The organism is Nibrella saemangeumensis, assembly GCF_039541915.1.
Taxonomy (GTDB): Bacteria; Bacteroidota; Bacteroidia; order Cytophagales; family Spirosomataceae; genus Nibrella; species Nibrella saemangeumensis.
In genome coordinates this window covers 200352-224820 of sequence record NZ_BAABHD010000030.1, presented here as the reverse complement: position 1 = coordinate 224820, position 24469 = coordinate 200352, and the positions used below count along the sequence as shown (strand labels likewise).

Genomic DNA, 24469 nt, shown 5'->3' with positions numbered 1-24469 from the left:
AAGTCCGTTGCCTTACGAAGTATGTATAGCCCGCTTCCCGTTGACCCCCGTGAGATGAGCTATGTAAACTGGCGTAAAGATGCGGCCCTGGCTGTTACCGATTATATTTTTTCGCTTTCTGGTTTCGCTACACATAGCCTGGTTGAGAACGGTATTCAGCCGTATCGAATCTATGAACTTAATTTAGGTGTTAATCTGGAGCTTTTTCGGCCAGCCGTTCCCCGTAAAAGTCGCTTTACTGCTCTTTACGTGGGTACTATTCATTACCTGAAGGGCATTGATAAGCTTCTGGCTGCATGGCAAACGCTAAAGCTTCCCGATGCCGAGCTAATTATTGTCGGACCGGTTGGAGATGCAGGCTCTTTGCTGAAGCAGTATTCTGGTTCGTTCACCTACCTGCCTTTCCTACACCACGATGAACTGGTGAAGTATTACCAACATGCCGATGTATTCGTGTTTCCGTCTTACCTGGATAGCTGGGGGCAGGTGGTATTAGAAGCTATGGCCTGTGGGACACCCGTTATTGTTACGGAGAATACGGGAGCTAAAGATGCCGTTGCCAAAGGCGGTGGCTTTGTTGTACCACCGGGTGACCAACAGGCTCTTCAGGAAAAAATCATGTACCTTTATCAGAATCGGGCAGAAGTAGAACGACTGGGGCTGGAGGCTCGCCGGGTAGCTGAACAGTATACCTGGGAGAATTATTACGCTCAGGTTCAGGGTGCGCTGGAAGATATTGCCCGCCGAGAGAATATTTCTTTATGAGTCCATGCCAACGTTTCCGCTACCTGTAACTTTATTTTACCGCAAGAAATTACCGCACTTTCATAGTATAGAAACACTCTTTTCATCCTTAACCGGGTATCTTTCTCAACACAGAGACCTGGTACAGGTCAGAAGTGAAATTTGTCCACACGATTTATCCAGTCCGTTCAATCTGGTAAAGAACCTGGCATTTGCTTACCGGAACCTCCATCCTAACCAGATAAACCACATCACGGGGGATGTTCACTATCTGGCGTTTGTACTGCCCACCCGCTCCACCATTTTAACCATTCATGATTGTGTGCTACTGGATCGGTATCCCAAATGGCACCCGAAGTATTGGCTGTTTTACTGGTTCTGGTATAAACTGCCCGCTCGGTGTGCTGCCGTGGTGACGACCATTTCAGAAAAATCGAAACTTGAGTTGATTGAACAGGTGGGAATCCGGCCGGAAAAGATTCGGGTCATTCCTAATTTCTATGATCCGGCTTTTGACGATGACGGCGCAGTTAGCTTCAGGCGACGGCGTCAGAAACCAGTCATTCTACACGTAGGCACGAGTGAACACAAAAACCTATTGCGGGTTATTGAGGCCATAAAAGATATGCCCTGCTGTTTGCAGGTAATCGGTCATATGTCTGTTGCTCAGCATCAAAAACTGGAAGAGTACGGTATTGATTACCAAAACTGCTTTAATATTGGTAAATTGGAATTAATTCAGAAGTATCGGGAAGCTGATGTGGTGGTGTTTGCCTCTACTTATGAAGGGTTTGGAATGCCAATTATTGAAGCGCAGGCGCTAGGACGCCCAGTTATTACCAGTAATTTAAGTCCGATGCGGGAAGTGGCCGGTGAGGGCGCCTGCCTGGTCAATCCTTACCACGTTGCCGACATTCGGGAAGCCATTCATCGGGTTCTCAATGATTCAGCTTACGCCCAGGCGCTGGTAGCCGGTGGCCATCGGAACAAAAAACGATTTCTTCTGCAAACTGTCGCACACCAGTATATGTCATTGTACGCATCAATTAATCAGGGGGCTTTGGTTTCCAGTTAGGGAAAGTTTATGTGCGGAATTGCGGCAATAGTCAGTTATAGGCAGGCAATATGTTTGGCAGAGTGTATACGCACGATGACCAACGCGGTGCGGCACCGGGGGCCCGATGCTGAAGGGTATCTGATTGAGCAACAGGTGGCGTTAGGGCACCGACGTTTGTCCATCATTGATACGTCCAGCGTGGCAAATCAGCCATTGTATGATGGCGCAAAGCGGTATGCCCTGATTTTCAACGGCGAAATTTATAACTACCGGGAATTGCGAAGCCAGTTGGAACCGGGCTATGCGTTTCGGACTGAGTCTGACTCCGAAGTAATCCTGGCGGCTTTTATCCGTTGGGGTGAGCGCTGTGTATCACACTTTAACGGCATCTTTGCGTTTGCGATCTACGATACCGTTGACCAGCGGCTATTCCTGGGCCGGGATCGCTTGGGAGTAAAACCCCTGTATTACTACCAGGATGACCAGGTCTTTCTCCTTGCCTCGGAAGTAAGAGCTATTCTGCGGAGCGGCATGGTCCCGAAAAAGTTGTCAATGGCCGGCCTGACCGACTACCTGGCCTACCAATCCGTACACGAACCACATACCATTGTCGACAGAATCTACCAGCTTCCGTCCGGCACCTGCGCCTGGGTAGATACCCGACACCCGACCTTGACATTGCATACCTACTGGACCCTGAAAGCCTTCAGGCCGGCACCCGTCCAGTCACTGGCCGAGGTAGAGCGGCAGGTAGCCGATTTAGTATCAAAAGCGGTAGAGCGGCAGATGATGAGTGATGTACCCATTGGTGCCTTTCTGTCGGGGGGAGTCGACTCCACGGCAATTGTCGGTCTGATGGCGCAGTGTACCGAGCAGCCCATCAACACCGTCAACCTCTCGTTTAAAGAAGACCAGTACGATGAATCGCAGTACGCAGTATTGGCGGCCCGGCGGTTCAACACCCGACACCATACCGTAACCCTGTCGGCTCAGCAGTTGCGGGAAGAATTGCCAATTATCCTGAAGAGCATCGACCGCCCCAGCAGCGATGGGGTTAACACCTACATGGTGTCGAAGTACACGAAGGAAGCGGGGTTGACGGTAGCCCTGTCTGGCCTGGGGGGCGATGAGCTGTTTGCGGGGTATCCTTCGTTCAAATACTTTTATGATTTGTATTCGTCGAGGTTATTGTGGCGAACTCCCCGGCTGGTGCGTCAGTTAGCGGGTAGTTCGGTTGGGCTGCTGTCGGCTAATCGGTACGATAAGTTAAAAACTATTCTGGCGACCAGGAGCCGGTCTATCGGCCATATGTATCCGCCAATCCGGCGGCTGTTTCAGAAGGATGTTATCGAAGCGCTTACCGGCATCGGTGATCAACCTGATTTCGCTGCGACCTACCTATCGGCCGATGATACTGAATTGGGCAGCATGCCGGTACTCAGTCAGTTTTCGGTAGCTGAAATAGCTACCTATACGGAAAGTGTTCTTCTGAAAGACTCTGACCAGATGAGCATGGTCCATGCGCTCGAACTCCGGGTTCCTTTCTTCGACCATGAACTGGTTGACTATGCATTGAGTATTCCCGATGTTTACAAGTATCCGGGTAGTCCGAAACAGTTATTGGTCAACGCCCTCCGGGACATTCTGCCGGAGGCAATCCGTAAACGGCCGAAACAAGGTTTTGAGCTGCCCTGGACGTACTGGATGAAGAACGAGTTGCGGGAGTTTTGCCACGAACGACTGACGTGGCTGGGCCAGACGCCCTACTTCCGGGCGGAGGTAATAGACACGATGTGGGACAAATTTCTGCGGGGTAGTAAACGGGTTATATGGCTACAGATCTGGGCGCTGGTGGTATTGGCCGAATGGATTAAGGAAAATGGCATTGAGTAAACCCAAACTGCTGATTTTTATTGAATACTATCTGCCCGGCTACAAATTTGGAGGCCCTACCCAGTCGGTAGCCAACCTGGTGGCTCTGCTGAAAGACCGGTACGACATCTACGTGGTTACGCGGGATCGGGACTATGGGGATCAGCAGCCGTATACGACCATCCGGCCCGACGAGTGGCTGAACCAGAATGGCTATCAGATAATCTACCTGTCGCCGGCCAGAACGGGCATCCGCGACATTCACCGGATTATACGATCACAATCCTTCGCTTTCATCTATACGAATAGCCTGTTTGCCGGTTTCTCCCGTCAATTGCTGCTGCTTACCGTGTTCCCCCGGCAGCGGATTATTGTAGCGCCTAGGGGCGAACTCCATACCGGGGCACTCCGGCTGAAAGCATACAAAAAGCTGCCGTTTGTGTACCTGGTTAAACTCCTGCCGGCATCGGTTATTGTCTGGCATGCCACCGATGAAGAAGAGGTGAACTCCATCAAACGGGTCTTTCCGCAGGCTACGGTACGATTGGCCGGCGTAAATGTAGCGCCGGTTTCCTCAGCGGGTTCCCGGAAACTACAGGGCAATGACAAGGAGGCCGGACGACTGAAGCTGGTTTTTGTGTCCCGGCTGACTACCAAAAAAAACCTGAAGTTTTTGCTCGAACGGCTCCGGACGGTTACCGAGGGGGTAGTTGAACTGGATATTTACGGGCCAATTGTCGATATTCCTTACTGGCACGAGTGTGAGGACGTAATCAGGGAGCTTCCCGCTCATTGTCTGGTAACGTACAAAGGCACACTTAGTCACGACAGGGTAGCGGACGTGCTGAGCCGGTACGACTTTTTTGTGCTGCCAACTTTAGGAGAAAATTTTGGCCATGCTATCTTTGAAGCCTTGTCGGCCGGTTTGCCGGTACTACTCAGCGACCAGACGCCCTGGCGGAATCTGGAAAGCCGGCAGGCTGGCTGGGATCTGCCTTTACAGGCCCAAAGCTGGACCGAAACGTTAAAAAACTGTATCGCTATGGGTTCTGAGCAATACCTTGCATGGTCGGAGCAGGCGGAGCAGGTAGCTCGTGAGTATGTACGGGAGGAAGCGTTTGAGGAAAAATACCGGGCCTTGTTTTCTTAATGAAGTTATGAGCAGCCGTAAAGAAAAAGTTCTGAAACTTCTCCGCTTTGCAGGAATTTACGGCTGGCAGCGTGCGGTGAACAAAGCCGTGGGCCGAACCCGGCCCCGCTGGCTCCGGAGCCGGTTGTCGCTTTCCGGAAAGCCCGAGGTATCCGTAATCGGCTGCGGTCAGTTTGCCTTTAGCTGTGTCTGCTTTTATTTGCAGAAAGCACGCGGAAACGTCTTCCTGAGTGCCTACGATACCGACCCGCAACAGGCTGAATCACTAGGTCGCTATTACGCTTTCCGGCAGATGGTGCCGTCGGCGGAGGAGGTATTCACACATCCGTCGCTGAAACTGCTCTATGTCATATCCAACCATGCGTCCCACACGTCATATGCTATTGAAGCCCTGCGCCGGGGTATCGATGTATACGTAGAGAAGCCCATTGCCGTTTCCGTTGAGCAATTGGTGCAGCTAACCGCCACCCGGCGAGCGACAACCGCCCGAATTTTTGCCGGATACAACCGCCCCTACGCCAGAGCAGTCCGGTTGCTGGCCGACCGGGTTCGGCAGCAGCCGTCTAACGGAGGCTTTAGCATCAGCTACGTTATCAATGGGCATGTGATTCCACCGGAACACTGGTACCGGCAGCCGGCAGAAGGTACCCGCATCTGCGGTAACCTGGGGCACTGGCTCGATCTGACCCTGCACATCTGGCGCTGGCGGGGCAACTGGCCTGCCTGGATTGATATTCAGGTCAGCTACGCTAACCCGGACGAGCCCGACGACAACCTGGCCATTACACTCACCACCGATTGTAACGACATCGTAACAATCCTGCTGACGTCCCGAACGGAGCCGTTTGAGGGAATTAGTGAATCAATCAATTTCCAGTACAGCGATGTTATCGCCCGAATTGATGACTTCCGAACCATGACTCTCTGGGTAAAGGCCCGTAAGCAAACCTGGCGCTTTTTCCCCAAAGACGTTGGTCACCAACGGGCGGTGCTGCAACCGTATCAGGATACTAACCGGGACTGGCACGAGGTCGAGTTATCGACCCTGCTGATGCTGCACCTGAAAGATATGGTGCTGGCGCGTCGCCGAACCTCCCGGTTTATCATTAACCACGAATGGACCCGCTTTGAAACGGCTGTTGACCAGGCAATGGCCATCCGCCCGGTTCCTTACCTGTAGCGCATGAAGATTTTAAGTATAGTTGGTGCCCGGCCCAATTTTATGAAAGTAGCCCCGCTGCACCGTGCTTTTCAGCGGTATCAACAGATTCAATCCAAAATTGTTCATACCGGTCAGCACCACGATGCGCTGATGAGCGATGTTTTTTTTCAGCAGTTGGAGTTACCCACGCCCGACTATTTTCTGGGTGTTGGTGGAGGGTCGCCCACGCAGCAGATTGCCAACATGATGCTGGCATTTGAGCAAATTATAGATGCGGAACGGCCGGACCTAGTACTTGTAGTTGGGGATGTTAACTCAACGCTGGCCTGTGCCCTGGTAGCTAATAAAAAGCAGGTGCCGGTAGCCCACGTAGAGGCCGGATTGCGGAGTGGCGACCGGCGAATGCCCGAAGAGAACAATCGCATTCTGACCGATGCGATTGCTGACTATCTGTTTGTCTCGGAACCGGCCGGTCTGGAAAACCTAAAGCGGGAGAACGTACCTGACGATAAAGTTTATTTCGTCGGCAACGTCATGATCGACTCGCTGGTGTATTATCGCCAGAAGGCGGCCACCCTTAATGAAGTCGGTCGATTAGGACTGGAGCCAAAGGGCTATGTGATTGTCACGATGCACCGTCCGGCCAATGTAGACAGTGAAGTGGGGCTGTTGAGCATTTTGCAAATTGTAGAAGATACCGCCCGTCACAAAACTGTACTGTTTCCCATTCACCCCCGCACCCGAAACAACCTGAAGAAGTTCGGGCTGACAAGCCGGTTAGAAGCGATTCCAAATGTACGGCTGATGCAGCCGCAGGGCTATCTGGAATTCCTGGACCTGATGGAGCAGGCCGCAATTATGATCACTGATTCAGGTGGTATTCAGGAAGAAACTACATACTTAAAAGTTCCTTGTTTAACTTTTCGCAACAGTACTGAAAGGCCGGTAACGGTGGAGGTCGGTACAAATCAGCTTCTAGCTGATTTAAACCCGGTGACGGTTCATCAAAGAGTGGTCGAGATTCTGGATGGAAAGGCTAAAGCTGGAAAAGTGCCTGATTTGTGGGATGGTAAGACGGCTGAGCGGGTTGCAACTATACTATCCCAATAGTCATAGTAAGAAGTATTTAAATAATTTTACGTTTCGCAAAAATAATTCTCTAAATATTATGCAGTTTTTAATGAGATTAGTTTACCCTCTATTGTTAAGAGATAAGCTAACTTGGAGATTAAAAAGATTTTTTCCGATTCGTCAGGAAAAAAATATTTCTCTCCACTTTAACCCTAATATCAAACTTGATTTAACGAAGAATGATATTGGCCATCAATCGATTATTTATAATGGCTTCTACGAATTACCTTTAACGAAGGCAATTTTAAAACTTTCGCAAAAGGGAGGGACTCTTATCGATGTAGGAGCAAATTATGGTTATTTTTCTGTATTGTGGGTAGGTTCTAATCCATCTAATACAGCTATTGCATTTGAGGCATCGCCATTAAATATAAAACCATTAATTAATAATATAGAAAAAAATGGATTTGCCAATAGAGTAACAATAGAACCATTTGCTTTAGGGGAAAAGATAGGCAATTTAAGCTTTAGTTTGGGAAATAAGTATGGTCAAACTGGTTGGGGTGGTTTCGCTTTTGGCCAATCAGAAGATTCTATTCAAGTAGAAGTTACAACAATAGATAAGTATGTTGATGAAAAAGGATTATCAGAAATATCTGTATTGAAAATAGATGTGGAAGGAGCAGATACGTGGGTTATTAAGGGTGCATCTAAATTGATACAAGAAAGGCGTGTAAAACATATCTTTTACGAAGAGAACATTGTCAGAATGATAGCTCTTGGAATAAAGCCTAACGAAGCTAAGGATTTACTAATCGATAGTGGTTATGTGGTTGATAAAATTTCAGAAGGAGAGTATCACGCTTATCTTAGAGGATGAAGAGTAAATATATAAACTTGGTTACAGAGGAGAATATTAGGCTGTAATAAAGGCTTCTCCCGAAAGAAGGAAGAAATCGGGCCAGTTTGGAATCCCCTCAAAAGCTTCCTGTAGGCAGCTAAACAGCTAAAGACTGTCGGGGGATGTAAGCCGGTAAACGCTCCAGATAGACTCAACCTAGTCGGGTCACTAAAAAGGACTTGACCGCTTCGCTTCTGTGGGCTGAAAGCCCATCCCAAATTACTAGTAAATTCCGCTGTACCGTGCATAGTGAAAACGAAGTCGCCATGAACCTCCTCGTTACTACCTGATAAAACATGAGCCTGTAATTCCTCCGTTGTAAAGCGGGAAAATCCGGTCAGGTTCGCTTTGCCTACAATTGTCTGATTTACTCTCATGATACAGCCTACTAAATTAGAACTAATCTGCTACGAGGCCAAACTTTCAGACTATTTGATGTTCTCTTAGCAACGAGCCGCAGCGTTTAATTTCTATTGACAAATTGAGCCTTACGCGGCAATCTGAAACAACCAACTTTGGCCGATTGGGGGCAGGTACCTAACTTTGGGCGACCCACTCCGCTTTGGCACTGTCCTGCCGGAGCTACGGTAAGCAGACCTTGGTGGCTGATGTCAATGTCGGTGTTGCGGTGTAAGCGAGGGGATACTCTACCTATGACAAAAAAGGCGTTAATCTGCGGGGTGTCTGGTCAGGACGGGGCTTACCTGGCCAAACTGTTACTTTCAAAAGGCTACGAGGTGTACGGGGGCTCACGCGATGCCCAGATGGCTTCGTTTCAGAACCTGGAGCGGCTGGGCATTCGCCGGCAGGTCAAACTGGTCTCCATCAGCATCAATGATTTTCGGAGTGTGCTGCAAACCCTGCTGCGCGTCAGGCCCGATGAGGTGTATAACCTGGCGGGCCAGAGTTCGGTCGGGCTGTCGTTTGAACAGCCCGTCGAGACCCTGGAGAGCATCAGCATGGGTACGCTGAACCTGCTGGAGGCTATCCGCTTCAGTGACCTGCCCATTCGGTTTTACAATGCCGGATCGAGCGAATCGTTCGGCGATACCGGGAAGCTGCGCGCCGATGAGAACACGCCCTTTAAACCGCGCAGTCCCTACGGTGTGGCCAAAGCGACGGCCTACTGGCAGGTCGCCAACTACCGGGAAGCGTATAATCTGTACGCCTGCACGGGGATTCTGTTCAACCACGAGTCGCCCCTGCGGCCGGAGCGGTTTGTGACCCAGAAGATTGTCAGAGCGGCACAGCGGATTGCCGGCGGGAGCAGCGAAAAGCTGGTCCTGGGTAACATCGACATCGCCCGGGACTGGGGCTGGGCACCGGAGTATGTCGAAGCCATGTGGCTCATGCTGCAGCAGCCGGTCCCCGACGATTTTGTGATCTCGACGGGAGAAACCCATAAACTGCGCGATTTTATCCACACGGTTTTTTCGGCCGTTGGGCTGGATTGGGAGCCGTATGTCGAGTGTGATCCCTCTTTTTTTCGCCCCTCTGATATCGCTGAGGGTCACTCGAACCCGGCCAAAGCCCGGCAGGTATTGGGCTGGTCGGCTACCTACAAAATGGCGGATGTCGCCCGGATGATGGTGGGGCAGGAGGGGTGACAGGAAATGACGGCGGGGGTGGGTGTGCGTCTAAAGGAGACACCCCCCTGCCCCCCTTGATAGGGGGGATGGCTTCGCTGGGCCAACTTTATGGGTAGATAGCTAGTGTAGTTGCATTGCAATTCTTAAAGTACATCGCAAACTCCATAGATAGCCTCTCGCTCAAGAGCATTGGAGCAGCGAAGCATCCCCCCTAACAAGGGGGGTAGGGGGTGTAAAAACCATCATCCCATGAAAATCCATTACAACCCCAAACTCAAAGAACTTGCCCGGCAGTTACGGAACAACGCGACCAAATCAGAAATCCGGCTTTGGCAGCACCTGAAGCGCGATCAGCTAATGGGCTACGATTTCCACCGGCAGAAACCCATCGACCAGTTCATCGCTGATTTCTATTGCCACCGCCTGCGACTGGTCATCGAGCTGGACGGTTACAGCCATCAGTTTGCCGAAGTGGCGGAACGGGATATGCGGAAGGAGCAGCGTCTCCAGGAACTCGGCCTGACCGTTCTCCGCTTTACCGATTACGAGGTGCTGCATCGGACGGTTGCGGTGTTGGGGGTAATTGAGAATTTTATTCTGGATTTTGAGGAGGGGAGGGGGAGCGGTTCCACACCCCCCTGCCCCCCTTTTTAGGTGAGTTGTTCCACACCCCCCTACCCCCCTTGATAGGGGGGATGCTTCGCTGTGCCAACTCTATTGCGAACAGCGAATGTTCTTATTTTGCAAGTCCTGTCCTGTATTGCAATGCCCGATGAGACCTTATACTCGTCAAAGGTGGCATAGCGGAGCTATCCCCCCTAACAAGGGGGGCAGGGGGGTGTAGTAAGGGGCGTCAAACCAATCCCGCATTCTTCAGCGGCTGGGCCTTTAGCAGCTCGTAGTCGGAGGAGGTAAACAGGGCAGCCAGGGCCGGCAGGTCCTGGGGGCGGTGCAGATCGCTGCCGAGGAAGTCGACCAGGCCGTGCTTGAGGAGCAGCCGGGCCTGGGCCTGAATGCGGCTGCCGTAGCGGCCCGTCAGCGACATCCAGTTGAGCTGGAAGTGGCAACCGGCTTCGTGCAGGCGGGTGAGGCCCGCGAGGTCGTCGTGGAAATAGCGATACCGCTCGGGGTGGGCCAGCACGGGCGTATAGCCTTTGGTCTGAATCCGGAACACCAGGTCGCTAAACTGAAACGGGGCCGAGGCCCAGCCGGTTTCGATCAGCAGGTACTTCTGCGGGCCAAAGGTGAGCAGGTCGTTGTGGGCCAGCAGTTCCGGAAAAAAATCATCGATCAGGTATTCGGCCGCCACTTCAATCCGGAGCGGAAGGTTATGGGCATTGGCCAGGGTTTGCAGGGTCGCTTGTCCGGCGCGGAGGGTAGCCGACTCATTGGGGTGCCAGTCCCGGCTGACGTGGGGGGTAGTAATGACGGTACGGATGCCCCATTCGGCGAACTGCTGCAGGCATTCGAGCGCCTGTTCGGGGGTGTCGACGCCATCGTCGACACCGGGCAGGAAATGCGAGTGCATATCCGCCTGCCAGAAACAGGGGTTGGCAGGCAGCTCAGCTGTTTCGCCGGTATGTCCGTTAAATGCCTGCTTAAATCGTGACCAGATACTCATTATCGGTATAACAACGGGTCATGCTTTCTCTTGTAACGAAAAGCGGGCAAAGATACGCACAAACTTTGAAGGAAAACGCAACAGGGTCAACCGAAAGGGCGGCCCGGCGCGAAGGTCTGGCTGAACTATCGAAATATGGCGGGTGTTGTTTACTTTAGCCGGGTAGTTACTGGAAACCTTTCGAATGATACTATGGACTTAGCCATCAATACGCAACTGGCCGAGACTGGGCCTGCCGAGTCAAAACCAATCATGCCGCTTTACGGAGGAGCGACCAAAACCATTCGGGAGATGAATGAGGAGGACTTCGCCCGGATTGCCGAAGCGGTTATGGCTAAGGTAAAGGAGCAGGCTTTTAGTCGGGGACTACCTATTGTGTATGAGCGGAATGGGCATGTGATTGAAGAATATGCAGATGGGCGAATAGAAATTGTAGTTTAATGAAACCGGCGTTTTACGTAATCGCCGGCCCGAATGGCGTTGGCAAGTCAACGGCGGCCTATCAGCTTATCCCTTCTGGAGTGGAGCAAATTAACCCTGACGATATAGCCCGGCAGTTACGCGATCAGAGACCTTATCTGCATAAGCATTTTAGCGCTGAGCTTCCCTCAAAAAACACAAATTCCTCTATTGAAAGCGCGGACTCGGTAGATCAGGTCAGGGATATGTATCGGCGGCTGCGGGAGAAATAATGAAACAACTCGTACAAAACCTCAAAAACGGGCAGACCGTTCTGGAAGAGGTACCGGCTCCGCAGGTACGCCGGGGGCAGGTGCTGATCCGGACGCGCCGGAGCCTGGTCTCGCTGGGCACAGAACGGATGCTGGTGGAGTTTGGCCGGGCCAGCCTGGTTGCCAAAGCCCGCCAGCAACCCGATAAGGTAAAGCAGGTGCTGGACAAGATTCGAACCGATGGCCTGATTCCCACCCTGGAAGCTGTTTTCCGGAAACTGGATCAGCCGCTGCCGCTGGGCTACTGCAACGTCGGTGAGGTGCTTGCCGTTGGCGAAGGCATTACTGATCTGGCCATCGGTGACCGGGTAGCCTCCAATGGCCCCCATGCCGAATGGGTGAGCGTGCCGCGCAACCTGGTGGTGCGGATACCGGATGCGGTGAGCGACGACGAAGCTGCGTTTACCGTTATCGGGGCCATTGGCCTGCAGGGCATCCGGCTGCTGAACCCGACGCTGGGGGAAACGGTAGTGGTGGTTGGTCTCGGCCTGATTGGCCTGCTGACCGCCGAGCTGCTCCGGCTGAACGGTTGCCGGGTCATCGGTCTCGACATCGACGAACAGAAGCTGACGCTGGCCCGGCAGAAAGGCATCATCACCCTTAATCCTGCCGATGGTACCGACCCGGTGACGGCAGTATTGTCGCTTACGGGCGGCATTGGAGCGGATGGGGTTATCATTACGGCATCTACGAAGACGGACGAGCTGATTTCGCAGGCCGCCCGTATGAGCCGTAAGCGGGGGCGGATTGTGCTGGTGGGCGTGATTGGCCTGAACCTGAGCCGGGCGGAGTTTTACGAGAAAGAACTGACGTTTCAGGTGTCATGCTCCTACGGGCCCGGTCGCTACGATGAAGTTTACGAACAGCAGGGGCACGACTATCCGCTGCCGTTTGTGCGCTGGACCGAGAACCGAAACTTCCAGACCATCCTGCAACTGCTGTCGACGGGTCAGCTGGACGTAACCCCGCTGATCAGCGAAGTGGTGCCGCTGGACCAGTACCAGACCATTTATGGTCAGATCAGCCGCTCCCGCTCCATTGCGTCGCTGCTGAGCTATCCGGAGCAGGGACCGGTGCAGTCGGCAGTGACGCTGCGAGAGGTACGATACGAGAGTACCCAGGGTGTGGTGGGCGTGATCGGCGCGGGTAATTTTGCCGGAGCCACGCTGCTGCCGGCATTGCAGGCGGGTGGGGCTCAGCTGAAAACCATTGCCAGCGCCGGGGGGCTGAACGGCACCCTGCTGGCCCGGAAGCATACTATCGCCGTCAGCACCACCGACTACCGCGAAATCCTGACCGACCCGGACATTGATCTGGTGGTGATTACGACCCGCCATAACCTGCACGCCCGGCTGACGATAGAGGCCCTGCGGGCAGGCAAGCATGTGTTTGTTGAAAAGCCGCTATGCCTCTTTACCGACGAGCTGCCGCCGATTATAAACGCCTGGCAGGAGAGCGGCAAAACGGTGCTGGTTGGTTTCAACCGGCGGTTTTCGCCCCACGCTCAGAAGATGAAGGCCCTATTGGGTGGTGACCGCTCCGGCGATGTCCCGATGAACATCGTCGCCACCATGAACGCCGGCGCCATACCCGCCAGCTCGTGGGTGCACGACCGGGCCGTGGGCGGTGGGCGCATTCTGGGCGAAGCCTGTCATTATGTCGACCTGATCACCTTCCTGACCGGCAGCCGCGTGGTAGCGGTTTGTCTGAATGCCATGGGCCGGCAACCGTCTGAAACGACTGACTCCGCTTCTCTGCTGCTGCGCTACGAAAACGGGGCTACGGGTGTGATCAACTATTTCGCCAACGGCAGCAAAGCCTACGCCAAAGAGCGGGTAGAGGTATATTCGCAGGAGCGGACGCTGGTGCTCGATAACTTCCGGACATTGAAAGGTTACGGGTTCAAGAACTTCACAACGCTGTCGACGCGCCAGGACAAGGGACATACCGAGCAGTTCCGGCGGCTGGTGGGGCAGATCCGCCAGGGAGGGGAACCGCTCATTCCGTTTGCCGAACTGGTCAACACCACGCAGGCGACGCTGGCCGCCCTGGACAGCCTGCGCGAAGGGCGCTGGGTTGCCGTAAACCTGAATACGGTATATCAGCCCGACCCATCGCCGGTGGGAGACGCATGAGCCGGACCAGTCTGATCTGGCATACCGTACGGCACCTGAAGCCCCGCCAGATACTCTACCAGGTGCTGAACCGGCTCCGACAGAAGCCCCGCCTTCGTCTTCACGCAAAGGTTCCCCCCGGCACACCCCTGACTAATCAACCAGCAACCAATGAACTAGTAGCTAATCAACCACCTACCTGGCAGGGGCAGACGGTTACGTTGCTGAACCAGGCCGTTACGTTTGCGGATGGTATCGACTGGAACTATGCCGCCAATGGTAAGCTGTGGACATACAATCTTAACTACTTCGATTTTCTGAATCAGTCCGGTTTGCCGCCGGAGCAGGGGCTGGCGCTGATCCGCGATTTTATCCGGCAGACCGATACGCTGACAGATGGGCTGGAACCTTACCCAACCTCGCTGCGGATTCTGAACTGGGTGCACTTTCTGTTGCGCCATACTATACAGGATGAAACGATAGACCGGCACCTGTACGCCCAGGTAAAGTTGCTGCGAAGCCGGCTGGAATACCATCTGGGGGCCAATCACCTGCTGGAAAATGGATTTGCTCTCCTCACCAGTGCGGTCTATTTCCGGCAGCGCGTTTGGCTGCGGCAGGCGGCTAGCCTGCTGGTCCGGGAACTGGCGGAACAGATCCTGCCCGATGGCGGCCATTATGAGCGCAGTCCGATGTACCACCAGATTCTGCTCGACCGGTTACTGGATGCGTATCAGCTCCTGAACACTGATACCTGGCATGCTACCCCGGAACTGAGCCTGTTGCTGGCCGGTACGGCGGCCCGGATGCTGGGCTGGCTGGATGCGATTACCTTCGCCAACGGCGATATTCCCTATTTAAATGATGCCGCACCGGGTATCGCTCCCACGACGCAGCAGCTCCGGCACAAAGCCGGTCGGGTTGGGGTACAGCCGGTACCGGTGACGCTTCGGGAGAGCGGGTATCGAAAATTGCGTGCCGGTGCTATGGAACTGGTTGCCAACGTAGGTTCGGTCGGGCCGGCCTACCAGCCCGGCCACGCCCATGCTGATACGTTTTCGTTGGTGCTGTACGTAAATAATCAGCCTATTGTCGTAGATTTGGGAACCTCTACTTATCAGATAGACGAAAGGCGGAGTCTGGAGCGCAGTACGGCCGCGCACAATACCGTGGAGGTGGCCGGGCAGAACTCGTCGGAAGTCTGGGGCGGTTTTCGGGTGGCGCGTCGGGCCAGCGTAACCCGGTTGGTTGAGACCGGCACGTCGCTGTCAGCGCAGCACGATGGCTACCGGCGGCTGGGTCTGCTCCACGAGCGTACCTGGCAGGTAGAACCCGGCAAACTGATCATTACTGACCGGTTGCTGCGTACTGGTCGGGATGGGGTTGAGGCTGCGGGGGTGGCGCGTCTGTACTTCCACCCGGCGGTGGTGGTTACCGCTTACGAAGATTATTTTCAGGCCGGTCCGCTATCCGTTACTTTCGAAGGAGGGAAGATCGGCAAGGGTATAGTGCAGCCGTACGAAATGGCGGATGGCTTTAATCGCCGGCGTCCTGCCCAGTGCCTGCTTGTTTCCTTTCGGGAAACGCTTATTACTACCATTACCGTAACCTGATGAAGATACTGTACTTAACGTTCTACTTTAAACCCGATCTGTGTGCGGGCTCTTTTCGGAATACGCCCCTGGTGGATGAATTGTCGGCGTTGCTAACCAATGATGATCACATTCACGTTGTAACCACCCAACCCAACCGCTACCAGACCTTTCAGATAGAGGCTCCGGCGCATGAGCAGCGGGGCAACGTGACCATCGACCGGGTAGCGATACCACCCCACGCCAGCGGTTTGAACGATCAGGTTCGTTCGTTTTCCACGTATTACCGCCAAACCTTACGGCTGACCCGCAATAACCAGTATGACCTGGTGGTAGCCTCGTCATCGCGTTTGTTTACGGCATTTCTGGGGGCCTGGCTGGCCCGTCGGCAGCAGGTGCCGCTTTTCCTCGACATCCGGGATATTTTCCGGGAAGCCATTCTGGAAATCCTGAAAAAGCCGATGCTTAGTCTGGCGCTGAATCCGTTTCTGTGGCTGGTTGAGCGCTTCACCTTCGGCTACGCCCGCCATATTAATCTGGTATCAGAAGGGTTCCGGGCGTATTTCAACCGATACCCGCAGGCCACCTACAGCTTCTTTACCAACGGCATCGATGACGAATTTCTGGACACCCCGGCCAGCGACCCGGTACGACCGGCTGGACCGCGTACCCTCTTGTACGCCGGTAACATTGGTGAAGGGCAGGGCCTGCACAAAGTCATTCCCCAGGCCGCCCGGCAACTGGGAGCCGATTACCGGTTTCTGGTGGTCGGCGATGGCGGGGCCAAAGCTAAGCTGCTGGATGCCATTGCGCAGGAGCAGGTAAGCAATGTGGAGGTTCGTCAGCCCGTCGACCGTACCGAACTGCGGCAGCTATACCACCAGGCCGACTACCTGTTTCTCCACCTGAACGATTTTAAAGCTCTCGAAAAGGTATTACCCTCGAAGGTGTTTGAATATGCCGCCACCGACAAGCCTATTGTGGCCGGCGTGGGCGGGTATGCTTATCAGTTTCTGAAGAAAAACGTTGGTAACTGCCTGCTGTTTACACCGGGCGACGTAGACAGCCTGGTGGAGCAACTTCGGCGGATGCCGGTGACCCATGTTAGCCGTACTGCTTTTGTCGGGCAGTTCCAGCGCCGAACCATCATGCAGCAGATGGCCCGGCAGATTCTGAAAACGGCCGGGTCGCACCCGCAACCCGCATCGGTTGACACATTAACTACCGTATCCGCATGAGTATCCTGCTGACGGGTGCCTCCGGTTACGTAGGACGGCGGATTCACCGGCTGCTGGCTGCAACTCAGCCGGTCACCGCCCTCGGGCGGCAGCCTATTGGTAATGACCACATCCGGTGTGATCTGGCAATGGGGGTTCCCCAACTGGAGCCGCGCCGGTTCCGCTACGTGGTCCATGCCGCCGGCAAAGCGCATTCGGTACCCCGTACAGCGGAGGAGCGGGCGGAGTATGAGCGCGTGAATGTGCAGGGTACCCAAAATTTACTTACCGCCCTGGAGCAGACTACCTTACCCGATGCGTTTGTCCACATCAGCACGGTGCTGGTCTATGGCCGCTCGGCTGGTGACCACCTGGACGAACAAACCCCCCTGACGGCAACGGACGCCTATGGCCTCAGCAAGATCCGGGCCGAGCAGATTGTGCTGGACTGGGGAGCGCGCACCGGGGTCCGCACCGCTATTCTGCGGCTGCCGCTGGTCGTGGCCGATCACCCGCAGGGTAATCTGGCCGCGCTGATGCAGGCCATCCGGCGAGGGTATTACGTTCGCATCGGCAACGGAGAGGCCCGCCGGAGCATGGTGCTGGCCGACGATGTAGCGGCTATCATTCCCCGCGCAGCCAAAGCCGGGGGCGTCTTTAACCTCACCGACGGGTATCACCCCAGCGTGCGGGAACTGGAAGATGCCATTGCCCGGCAGTATAGCCGGCGCTATCTGCCCACCATGCCGCCGGGAGTAGCCCGGACCGCAGCCGCCGTAGGCGACCGCATAAACGCCCTGGTCGGTCGAAAATTTCCGTTCGATTCCATCACGCTGGCTAAACTGACCGGTTCGCTGACCTTCAGCGACGAACAGGCCCGCCGGCACCTGAACTGGCAACCAAAACCCGTGCTCACCTTCTTTGTATGACCCTGACCGCGTACGTTTTCCTGACGACTCTGTTCTTTGGTATTGAACTGGCCTACCTGCGGCTGGCCAGCCGGCTGGGTATTTTTGACAAACCCAACGAGCGGAGTTCGCATACTGGCGAGCCGGTTAGAGGGGGCGGTATCCTGTTCTGGTTTGCCGCTCTCTGCGCGTTTGTGTACAGCGGACTCGCGTATCCCTTCTTTTTTGCGGGCCTGACGCTGGTCACCCTGCTCAGTTTTCTCGATGATCTGTACACCCTGCCGAACCGGTACCGGCTGCTGGGGCAGTTTCTGGGGGTGTGGCTGATGCTGTGGCAGACGGGCATCTGGCCGGCCGAGGGCTGGGTGTATATACCGGTACTCGTTGTCGGCGTCGGCATCCTGAACGCCTACAACTTCATGGATGGCATCAACGGCATTACGGCGCTTTATAGTTTAATCACCGTTGGCACGCTCTGGTATTTGCAGGGAGAGCAGGGTAACCAGTCGCTGTATGGGTTTACCATGATCGGGCTGCTGGTCTTCACCTGGTTTAACGCCCGGCGGAAAGCGCTTTGTTTTGCCGGCGATGTAGGTAGTATCTCCATGGCCCTGCTGATTCTGTTCCTGTTGTACACGGCCATCATTGCCCGGCAGAACTACCTGCTGATCCTCCTATTGGGCGTTTACGGCGTCGATAGTGTACTGACGATCCTGCACCGGCTGTGGCTGGGGCAGAACATTTTTCAGGCCCATCGGCTGCATCTGTTTCAGTTGCTGGTTCACCGGCTCCGGTGGCCCCATCTGCGGGTATCAGCTCTGTACGCCGGTGTACAGGTACTGATCAATGCGCTGGTTATATGGGCGCTGACAGAGCCGGTGGCCATACAGATCGCCGTCGCTGCCGCTATACTGGGCCTGTTGGCCAGCTTGTATATAGGCGTGAAGCGGAGGCTGATGCGGTGAGCCACAAAAAAGCCCCGCCGGTCGGGCAGGGCTTCTCAGAATGCTATTGCGGGCGTTTAGAGCGATGGACCTTTTACGCTTTTACCAATCGACAGCAGTTCCTGGGGGGAACGGTAGCCAATTACCTTTTTCAGGACGCGGCCGTTACCGTCTATAAAGAATAGGGTCGGATAGGCTTCAAGCGGGTACATCTGGGCGACCGAAGGTCCTTCTCCTTTCTCCATATCCATCTTGACATTGATGAATTGTCTGTTGAAATAATCACCAATTTCTTTTTTGGTGAATACATTTTTCTGCAGCAGTTTACAGGGGCCGCACCAGCTGGCGTAGGCATCCAGGAAGATCACCTTCTTTTCAGCCTTGGCTTTTTTCAGGATAGCCGCCCAGGCGGCATCGGTAAACTGAATACCTTCTTCCTCACTGCGTTTAGGAGATTTGTCATCGCCGGCTGCCACCTGGCCGATACTAACAACGAACCACATCAACACAACCGGCAGCCAAAATTTCTTTTTCATACGTATTGAACGGTTTTGGTTTAGATAACGCCGGAAGGGGATCATTTCGTTTATTGTCCGGCCAGTTTACCGGCTAAATTAAAAAGGATCTGCGTAGCATACAAGAAAACTGAGCTAAAGCAAGGGTTAAGCGGGTGGGTCGGCCGGGGCATTTTTCTCACGGGCGGACGGTCTGTCCGGATGCTTCACCTTTCAGCGCATTTTAATCATTGGCTCCGCTTTTTTAATCTGATCTCAATGTAGCATCCGGTAAGGCACCGTACCTTTGTATTGTTCATTAAGCAATTGCTACTGAATCACAGAGGTTTGGATAAACCTGCCGTAACCAGAACATAGATAGTTTTCATAACGTTGAGTAAATCAGACAGCCCGCCGTCTCTGACAGTGGGTTTGTTTTTATATAGAAATTATCTACTTTGGAGTATAAATTTGTAAAGGTCAAAACACCGTAACGTTTATGGATTTTACGCTGGTATCCATTCAGCTTGGACAGACCGGGTTTTCACTCGTTCGTCTGTCCAACTCTACCTTTGTCCGGTTCTTTTCACTGCTGTCGTTCTCGTATGCGCAGGGTGGCCGGTTCCTGAACCGTTCGCTCCTGGGCTACCACCACAGCGTGGTCGACCGCATCCGGTTCATCAGCATCCTCTTCTTTACTTTCCAACTTGCTGCCCCTGCCGACGATGTTTTCCCGGTTGAAGAGGCAAGCACCTCACAGCCTGATCGGCCGGCGCAGCGTACCGCAGGTCAGGAGAAGCCGGTTGCGGAAGAAATTGCTAAAGTTTGAGGCAGGAAGGGAAGGCTTTTTAGTTTTATCAGATTACCCTTGGCTGGTTTGCCGTTCGGCCGGCGGTCATAACAGTGGGCAATCAAAGAGCGAAAGTAAACAGTAGCCGCCAGGGTACTGTGGTCGATCTTCTTCTGCGGTAGTATATTGTTCCGATGTCTGGCTTTGGCAGGTGAACCCTGACGCTAATGAGAACTCTGCTAATTCTGCATCTGACCACCTGCCTGCTCTGGTCCTGTCAGCCCAAAGGCTATACGTCAACCACCAGACAGCCGACCCTTTCGGTACTCCTACCCGAACAGGCCACCATTCAACGCATTGTTTGTTTTAAATTCAAAGCCGGTACTACCCCACAAGCCATCCAGCAGCACATGCAAGGCTTTGCCAGCTTAAAAGATAGCATTCCTTATATTTTGTCCTATCAGGCGGGTGTTACGGTGCGGGCAGACCTGACCCAGGCACCCGACTACGATGTGATGCATTACTGCACGTATCGAAACGAGGAAGAAATCAAGCTGTACTCAATTCATCCGGTTCATCAGCGGTTCATTAGCCAACATAAACAGATCTGGGAAAAAGTCTTGGTCATCAACTCCCGCGTACGTCCATAACCGGCATAAGAGGTCGTCTTTGTTAGTGAGTTGAGGCAACCGTGTACTTGTTTCAACCAACAACAAAAAGGCACTTAACATTGATGCTAAGTGCCTGATAATGAGGGTGGGTCCTGAGGGATTCGAACCCCCGACCCTCTGCTTGTAAGGCAGATGCTCTGAACCAGCTGAGCTAAGAACATATAGCTAAGTAGCTGATAATCAGGACAGGTGGTTTTGCGCTCTTATCGCTCTTGCCTAATTTCAACGTAGTTGTTTCAACCATGTTTCAACCAAACTGGCAACAACTATGGCCTCTGTCCGTCTGATTCTGTACACACACAAGACACTCCGCAACGGGGAGCATCCTATTCTGCTCTCCTTCATCAAAGACCGTAAACGCAAGACCATCAGTACCGGCCTGAGTTGTAAGGCCGAGCTTTGGGATGATGCCACTAATCTACCCAACCGCCGACACCCGAACCGGAAGGAGCTATCTGGCCTGCTGACCCAGAAGCTCACAGAGGCTCATCGGCAGCTTATAGAATTCGAGGGTAAAGAGAACTACCAGGTGAAGCAGATTACCCGAAAGCAGCCGGAGTCGGAAGCTAAACGTGAAGTTTATGTTCTCACATACCTGAAAGAGGTCAGGGACGAGCTGGTCAGGGGTAATCGAATCGGCAATGCCAACATCTACCGCGACCTGAGGAACCAGCTTATTAGCTTTACCAACGACAAGAACTTTCCTTTTGAATCGGTTGATGTGGCCTTCTGTAATCGCTTTGAAACCTACCTGCGGGCCAAGCAGTGTAGAGAGACATCCATCTCAGTCTACTTCCGGACGCTGCGGGCTGCTTTCAACAAAGCCATATCAGAGGGACTGGTTAAAGTGGATGCCTACCCCTTCAGCCGGAACCGGTCGGAGACTCATAAGTTCTCGGTATCCAGGTTTGACACCTCCACCCAGAAGCGGGCGGTTAGCCGTGAGGACATCAGGAAGATAGAAGAGTATGCAGCAGGTACAAAGCGGGTACAACTGGCTAAGGATGTCTTCCTGTTCAGTTTTTATGTCGGAGGCATCAACTTTGTAGATTTAGCCCAGCTACGCTGGCGGAATATCCTGACCGACGAGAACGGGAATCAGCGTCTTTTATACATCCGACAGAAAACTAAGGGTAAATTTAATATAAAGCTGTTACCTCCAGCTATAGCTATACTGTCTAGTTACGGGAAAGAGTCCGGTCAGGACGATGATTATATATTTCCCATTCTGCACCGAAACCGGCATGTTACCCCAATGCAGATAGAGAACCGATTATGCAAGCTGAACCGACAAATCAATAATGACCTGAAAGAGATTGGCCGTAAGAAGAAAATCAATCTACCGTTAACGACCTATGTCGCCCGCCATTCCTTTGCTACAACCCTTAAGAAGAGCGGTACACCAATCGCGGTTATCAGCCAGTTGATGGGTCACGACAGTGAGCAGACGACGCGTATCTACCTCGATAGCTTCGAGAATGAGGTTTTGGATGATGCGGTCAATGCTCTTTTGTAAGTGGTGCCTTGGTTACCATCGCACTGGTGGAGGCAGCTCCGCTCATTGACTACCATTCTCTGCTCCGGTGACCGTAGTCTGTCCAGTGCGTCAGAATCAGCGGTAATTTCATTTCCGACCAAACTTTACCTTCCGGCTGGTATCAGGTACGACATGCCGATTACACCAATACTGGCTACGACAGAGGGCATCTATGTCCATCAAATGATAGAGATGCTACCGATGCGGATAACCAAAGTACGTTCATCCTAACCAACATCGTACCGCAGGCTCCCAAGCACATTTCGGATAAGTGTGGATGAGGTAGACGAGCGTACATGGTATGACCTGCTGTCGAACGTGCCGGAGAGAGTACAGCAGGTAATTGAAGTTGTGGTTGACAAAACTACAATTTGCTATGGCTGGGCCAATCCAGATGAGGTAAAATGCATATGTGGAAATACATGAACTCGGTACCGTTTCTGATTTCTCCCTTCTATAGGAAATGAACGAGAGTTGATAACCACCGAAGTGTTGTCTGCCGTTCTGGAGTATATAGCCCTCATTACAAATAAAGTGAATAAAACTTCCGTTTTCTTCATTGGCTAGCGAAGTAAAAATAAAAATGAAAAAATTTCCTTAAATTTAGGTCTTAATAGTGATTAAAGACCTTTACAGTATGGATACATCAAGCGAATATACCTTCCCAATTTTTATAAGTTCTACCGATTACAATTTAAAAGATTTGCGTGCTGAATTAGCTAGGTTTTTGACCGAACTCGGATACAAGCCCTTTCTCAGTTCTGCGGAAGGTTTTCCGGACAACTCTCCAAACTTAGAACCTTGGGAATCCTGTATTCCTGTCCTAGATAAGTGTTTTGTAATGGTATTGGTGATTGATGGAAGGTATGGAGCTGGATTAAAGTGGCCTAACTATAGTGAATATTTCTCCGACAAAAGGATTGCGCCAACTCATGGAGAATATATTTATGCACATCGGAATAAAAAGAGAATGTTAGTCTTCATAAGGAAGGCACTTATGCCCCATTACCAATCATATCGTACTGTAATGGAAAGATGCAGTAATAACAAAGAAGAGGCCGAGAAGTTACTTACACCAACTCTCCCTGATTACGTAACTTTTCAAACTTTAGACTTTATAAATGAAGTTAAAACAACAAAACCTATACCGTGGATTAATGAGTTTGAGGATATTACAAGTGTAAAACGTGAGATTCAAAAGAAGATGTTAAATGAGTTAGCCGAACTCTTCTTGGTTAAGAATAAACATTTTGAAACGGTAATTGAATCTTTTAACAAGGTAATGGACTCTTTGTCGCTTGACAAACAAAAGGAAGTTCTTCAAAAAATAAATGCAACTAAGGAGATTACTGAGGCCGTCGGAAAACTAGAGGAATACAAGAGTCAAATAGAAGAAGTAAATACCAAGCTTGAAGAAGCACGGGCGACAGGGAACGAGGATAAAGAAAAATATGAAAAACAAATAAAGGTTCTTAGAAACAAGGTGGCCGAGCTTGAAAAAGAAACTTTAAGTTCATCCAGTAGCCAATTCTTTATAAAAGACGGGCATGTAAAAATTGGCAATCCTAATTACATCGATAATGGCAGCTTAGGTATTAGCGGTTCTGTGTTTGGAGCAAAGGGCGGCGTATATAACACGTCAGGGCTTACAGGAAACTTTATAGTAGGTTCAAAAAAGTGTGACAACTGCGGCAAACTTGAGCATGACCCTTTATCGAGTTCTATTTCTTTTTTCGGCAGCCAATTTAAGACCTGTCCATCATGTAATAGATATTTGTGTAACGACTGTTGGCCTCGGAATAACTCCTTGGGGACTATAACAATTTCAACGCCAGGAGCTTTAGCTAAAATGACAGACAAATGCCCTAAATGTGTAAGGGAGGGAAAATAATCTAATGCTAACAGTGCATTTAAAAGTAGAGCTAACGGATAAACGCTGAACTACAGATTAATTTTCAACTGGTGTACTAAGCATGGTTATCCGGACGATTTCATCAGGTACAGGTTGTCCTGTGGCGGGGGGTATTTTAGTAGTCACACTATTCCGGCGTGGTTACTGGAAGATGATGCGTCCTATACCGATTGGGGGAGTTGCCGATTACTGATTACCCGTAAGACTTACTCTATGGGCTCGCACACGACGTTATGTCTGGAGGTGGAGGAATTCAGTGAAGAATTGGAGGCAAAAACCTAAAAACGTAGTTCTCCAATTTGAGTAGACACACACATGGTTGACCATCAGTCAACTACTTGTACCCTCATTTATGTCTCTCCGAAATAACACCGATGCTACCCTACCGATGG

23 protein-coding genes and 1 tRNA gene are annotated in these 24469 nt (G+C 52.3%); 21 read left to right on the top strand and 3 right to left on the bottom strand.

Annotated features, from left to right (window positions below; genetic code table 11):
• The first annotated feature begins 21 nt into the window (after positions 1 to 21).
• The 9 genes from ABD949_RS15985 (at position 22) to ABD949_RS15945 (ending at position 10200) form a co-directional block, all read left to right on the top strand.
• The gene (locus ABD949_RS15985) at positions 22 to 765 is read left to right on the top strand and encodes a glycosyltransferase family 4 protein (protein WP_345244854.1); all 744 of its coding nucleotides are present in this window, start codon (positions 22 to 24) and stop codon (positions 763 to 765) included.
• A 4-nt stretch (positions 766 to 769) separates the two neighbouring features.
• Complete coding sequence (locus tag ABD949_RS15980; RefSeq protein WP_345244853.1) at positions 770 to 1819, top strand: glycosyltransferase family 4 protein; 1050 nt, start codon at positions 770 to 772, stop codon at positions 1817 to 1819.
• A 9-nt stretch (positions 1820 to 1828) separates the two neighbouring features.
• The gene (asnB, locus tag ABD949_RS15975; RefSeq protein ID WP_345244852.1) at positions 1829 to 3694 is read left to right on the top strand and encodes an asparagine synthase (glutamine-hydrolyzing); all 1866 of its coding nucleotides are present in this window, start codon (positions 1829 to 1831) and stop codon (positions 3692 to 3694) included.
• The gene (locus ABD949_RS15970; RefSeq protein WP_345244851.1) at positions 3681 to 4823 is read left to right on the top strand and encodes a glycosyltransferase; all 1143 of its coding nucleotides are present in this window, start codon (positions 3681 to 3683) and stop codon (positions 4821 to 4823) included. The genes asnB and ABD949_RS15970 overlap by 14 nt, the downstream gene beginning before the upstream one ends.
• Positions 4824 to 4830: 7 nt before the next feature.
• A complete protein-coding gene (locus ABD949_RS15965; protein ID WP_345244850.1) occupies positions 4831 to 6003 on the top strand; it encodes a Gfo/Idh/MocA family protein in 1173 nt (390 codons plus the stop codon).
• Positions 6004 to 6006: 3 nt separating this feature from the next.
• Positions 6007 to 7095, top strand: coding sequence for a non-hydrolyzing UDP-N-acetylglucosamine 2-epimerase (wecB, locus tag ABD949_RS15960; RefSeq protein WP_345244849.1), 1089 nt, complete (start codon positions 6007 to 6009; stop codon positions 7093 to 7095).
• Positions 7096 to 7153: 58 nt separating this feature from the next.
• Positions 7154 to 7936 (top strand): FkbM family methyltransferase, encoded by a 783-nt coding sequence (locus ABD949_RS15955; RefSeq protein WP_345244848.1) that lies wholly within the window; start codon positions 7154 to 7156, stop codon positions 7934 to 7936.
• A gap of 674 nt (positions 7937 to 8610) precedes the next feature.
• Positions 8611 to 9564, top strand: coding sequence for a GDP-mannose 4,6-dehydratase (locus ABD949_RS15950; protein ID WP_345244847.1), 954 nt, complete (start codon positions 8611 to 8613; stop codon positions 9562 to 9564).
• Between the two features lie 231 nt (positions 9565 to 9795).
• A complete protein-coding gene (locus ABD949_RS15945; protein ID WP_345244846.1) occupies positions 9796 to 10200 on the top strand; it encodes an endonuclease domain-containing protein in 405 nt (134 codons plus the stop codon).
• Between the two features lie 199 nt (positions 10201 to 10399).
• On the opposite strand, the gene ABD949_RS15940 is transcribed toward ABD949_RS15945, so the two are convergent.
• Complete coding sequence (locus ABD949_RS15940; protein ID WP_345244845.1) at positions 10400 to 11167, bottom strand: tyrosine-protein phosphatase; 768 nt, start codon at positions 11165 to 11167, stop codon at positions 10400 to 10402.
• Positions 11168 to 11359: 192 nt separating this feature from the next.
• Between ABD949_RS15940 and ABD949_RS15935 the strand changes: the two genes are divergently transcribed.
• From ABD949_RS15935 to ABD949_RS15905, 7 genes are read left to right on the top strand one after another with little or no spacing between them, the layout of a single operon-like run.
• Positions 11360 to 11608 carry a hypothetical protein gene (locus ABD949_RS15935; protein ID WP_345244844.1) on the top strand — a complete coding sequence of 83 codons (249 nt, stop codon included), beginning with the start codon at positions 11360 to 11362 and terminating at the stop codon, positions 11606 to 11608.
• A complete protein-coding gene (locus ABD949_RS15930; RefSeq protein ID WP_345244843.1) occupies positions 11608 to 11859 on the top strand; it encodes a hypothetical protein in 252 nt (83 codons plus the stop codon). Before ABD949_RS15935 ends, ABD949_RS15930 begins: the two co-directional genes overlap by 1 nt.
• A complete protein-coding gene (locus tag ABD949_RS15925; protein WP_345244842.1) occupies positions 11859 to 14033 on the top strand; it encodes a bi-domain-containing oxidoreductase in 2175 nt (724 codons plus the stop codon). The genes ABD949_RS15930 and ABD949_RS15925 overlap by 1 nt, the downstream gene beginning before the upstream one ends.
• The gene (locus ABD949_RS15920; RefSeq protein WP_345244841.1) at positions 14030 to 15625 is read left to right on the top strand and encodes a heparinase II/III domain-containing protein; all 1596 of its coding nucleotides are present in this window, start codon (positions 14030 to 14032) and stop codon (positions 15623 to 15625) included. The genes ABD949_RS15925 and ABD949_RS15920 overlap by 4 nt, the downstream gene beginning before the upstream one ends.
• The gene (locus ABD949_RS15915; protein WP_345244840.1) at positions 15625 to 16842 is read left to right on the top strand and encodes a glycosyltransferase family 4 protein; all 1218 of its coding nucleotides are present in this window, start codon (positions 15625 to 15627) and stop codon (positions 16840 to 16842) included. The genes ABD949_RS15920 and ABD949_RS15915 overlap by 1 nt, the downstream gene beginning before the upstream one ends.
• Complete coding sequence (locus ABD949_RS15910) at positions 16839 to 17750, top strand: NAD-dependent epimerase/dehydratase family protein (RefSeq protein WP_345244839.1); 912 nt, start codon at positions 16839 to 16841, stop codon at positions 17748 to 17750. The genes ABD949_RS15915 and ABD949_RS15910 overlap by 4 nt, the downstream gene beginning before the upstream one ends.
• Positions 17747 to 18694, top strand: coding sequence for an MraY family glycosyltransferase (locus tag ABD949_RS15905; RefSeq protein WP_345244838.1), 948 nt, complete (start codon positions 17747 to 17749; stop codon positions 18692 to 18694). Before ABD949_RS15910 ends, ABD949_RS15905 begins: the two co-directional genes overlap by 4 nt.
• A 56-nt stretch (positions 18695 to 18750) precedes the next feature.
• Here ABD949_RS15905 and ABD949_RS15900 read toward each other — a convergent pair whose 3' ends face one another.
• A complete protein-coding gene (locus ABD949_RS15900) occupies positions 18751 to 19209 on the bottom strand; it encodes a thioredoxin family protein (RefSeq protein WP_345244837.1) in 459 nt (152 codons plus the stop codon).
• Positions 19210 to 19666: 457 nt separating this feature from the next.
• Between ABD949_RS15900 and ABD949_RS15895 the strand changes: the two genes are divergently transcribed.
• Both ABD949_RS15895 and ABD949_RS15890 read left to right on the top strand, forming a co-directional pair.
• Positions 19667 to 19996, top strand: a complete 330-nt coding sequence (locus ABD949_RS15895; RefSeq protein WP_345244836.1) for a hypothetical protein — start codon at positions 19667 to 19669, stop codon at positions 19994 to 19996.
• Positions 19997 to 20184: 188 nt separating this feature from the next.
• Complete coding sequence (locus ABD949_RS15890) at positions 20185 to 20607, top strand: Dabb family protein (protein ID WP_345244835.1); 423 nt, start codon at positions 20185 to 20187, stop codon at positions 20605 to 20607.
• A 107-nt stretch (positions 20608 to 20714) separates the two neighbouring features.
• Here ABD949_RS15890 and ABD949_RS15885 read toward each other — a convergent pair.
• Positions 20715 to 20787, bottom strand: a tRNA-Val gene (locus ABD949_RS15885).
• Between the two features lie 109 nt (positions 20788 to 20896).
• Here ABD949_RS15885 and ABD949_RS15880 point away from each other — a divergent pair.
• The 3 genes from ABD949_RS15880 to ABD949_RS15870 all read left to right on the top strand — a co-directional run bounded on the left by ABD949_RS15880 (position 20897) and on the right by ABD949_RS15870 (position 24056).
• Positions 20897 to 22144: a site-specific integrase gene (locus tag ABD949_RS15880; protein WP_345244834.1), complete on the top strand. Its 1248-nt coding sequence runs from the start codon at positions 20897 to 20899 to the stop codon at positions 22142 to 22144.
• Positions 22145 to 22239: 95 nt separating this feature from the next.
• Positions 22240 to 22446, top strand: a complete 207-nt coding sequence (locus ABD949_RS15875) for a DNA/RNA non-specific endonuclease (RefSeq protein ID WP_345244913.1) — start codon at positions 22240 to 22242, stop codon at positions 22444 to 22446.
• Positions 22447 to 22802: 356 nt separating this feature from the next.
• Positions 22803 to 24056, top strand: a complete 1254-nt coding sequence (locus tag ABD949_RS15870) for a DUF4062 domain-containing protein (protein WP_345244833.1) — start codon at positions 22803 to 22805, stop codon at positions 24054 to 24056.
• Positions 24057 to 24469: the final 413 nt, after the last annotated feature.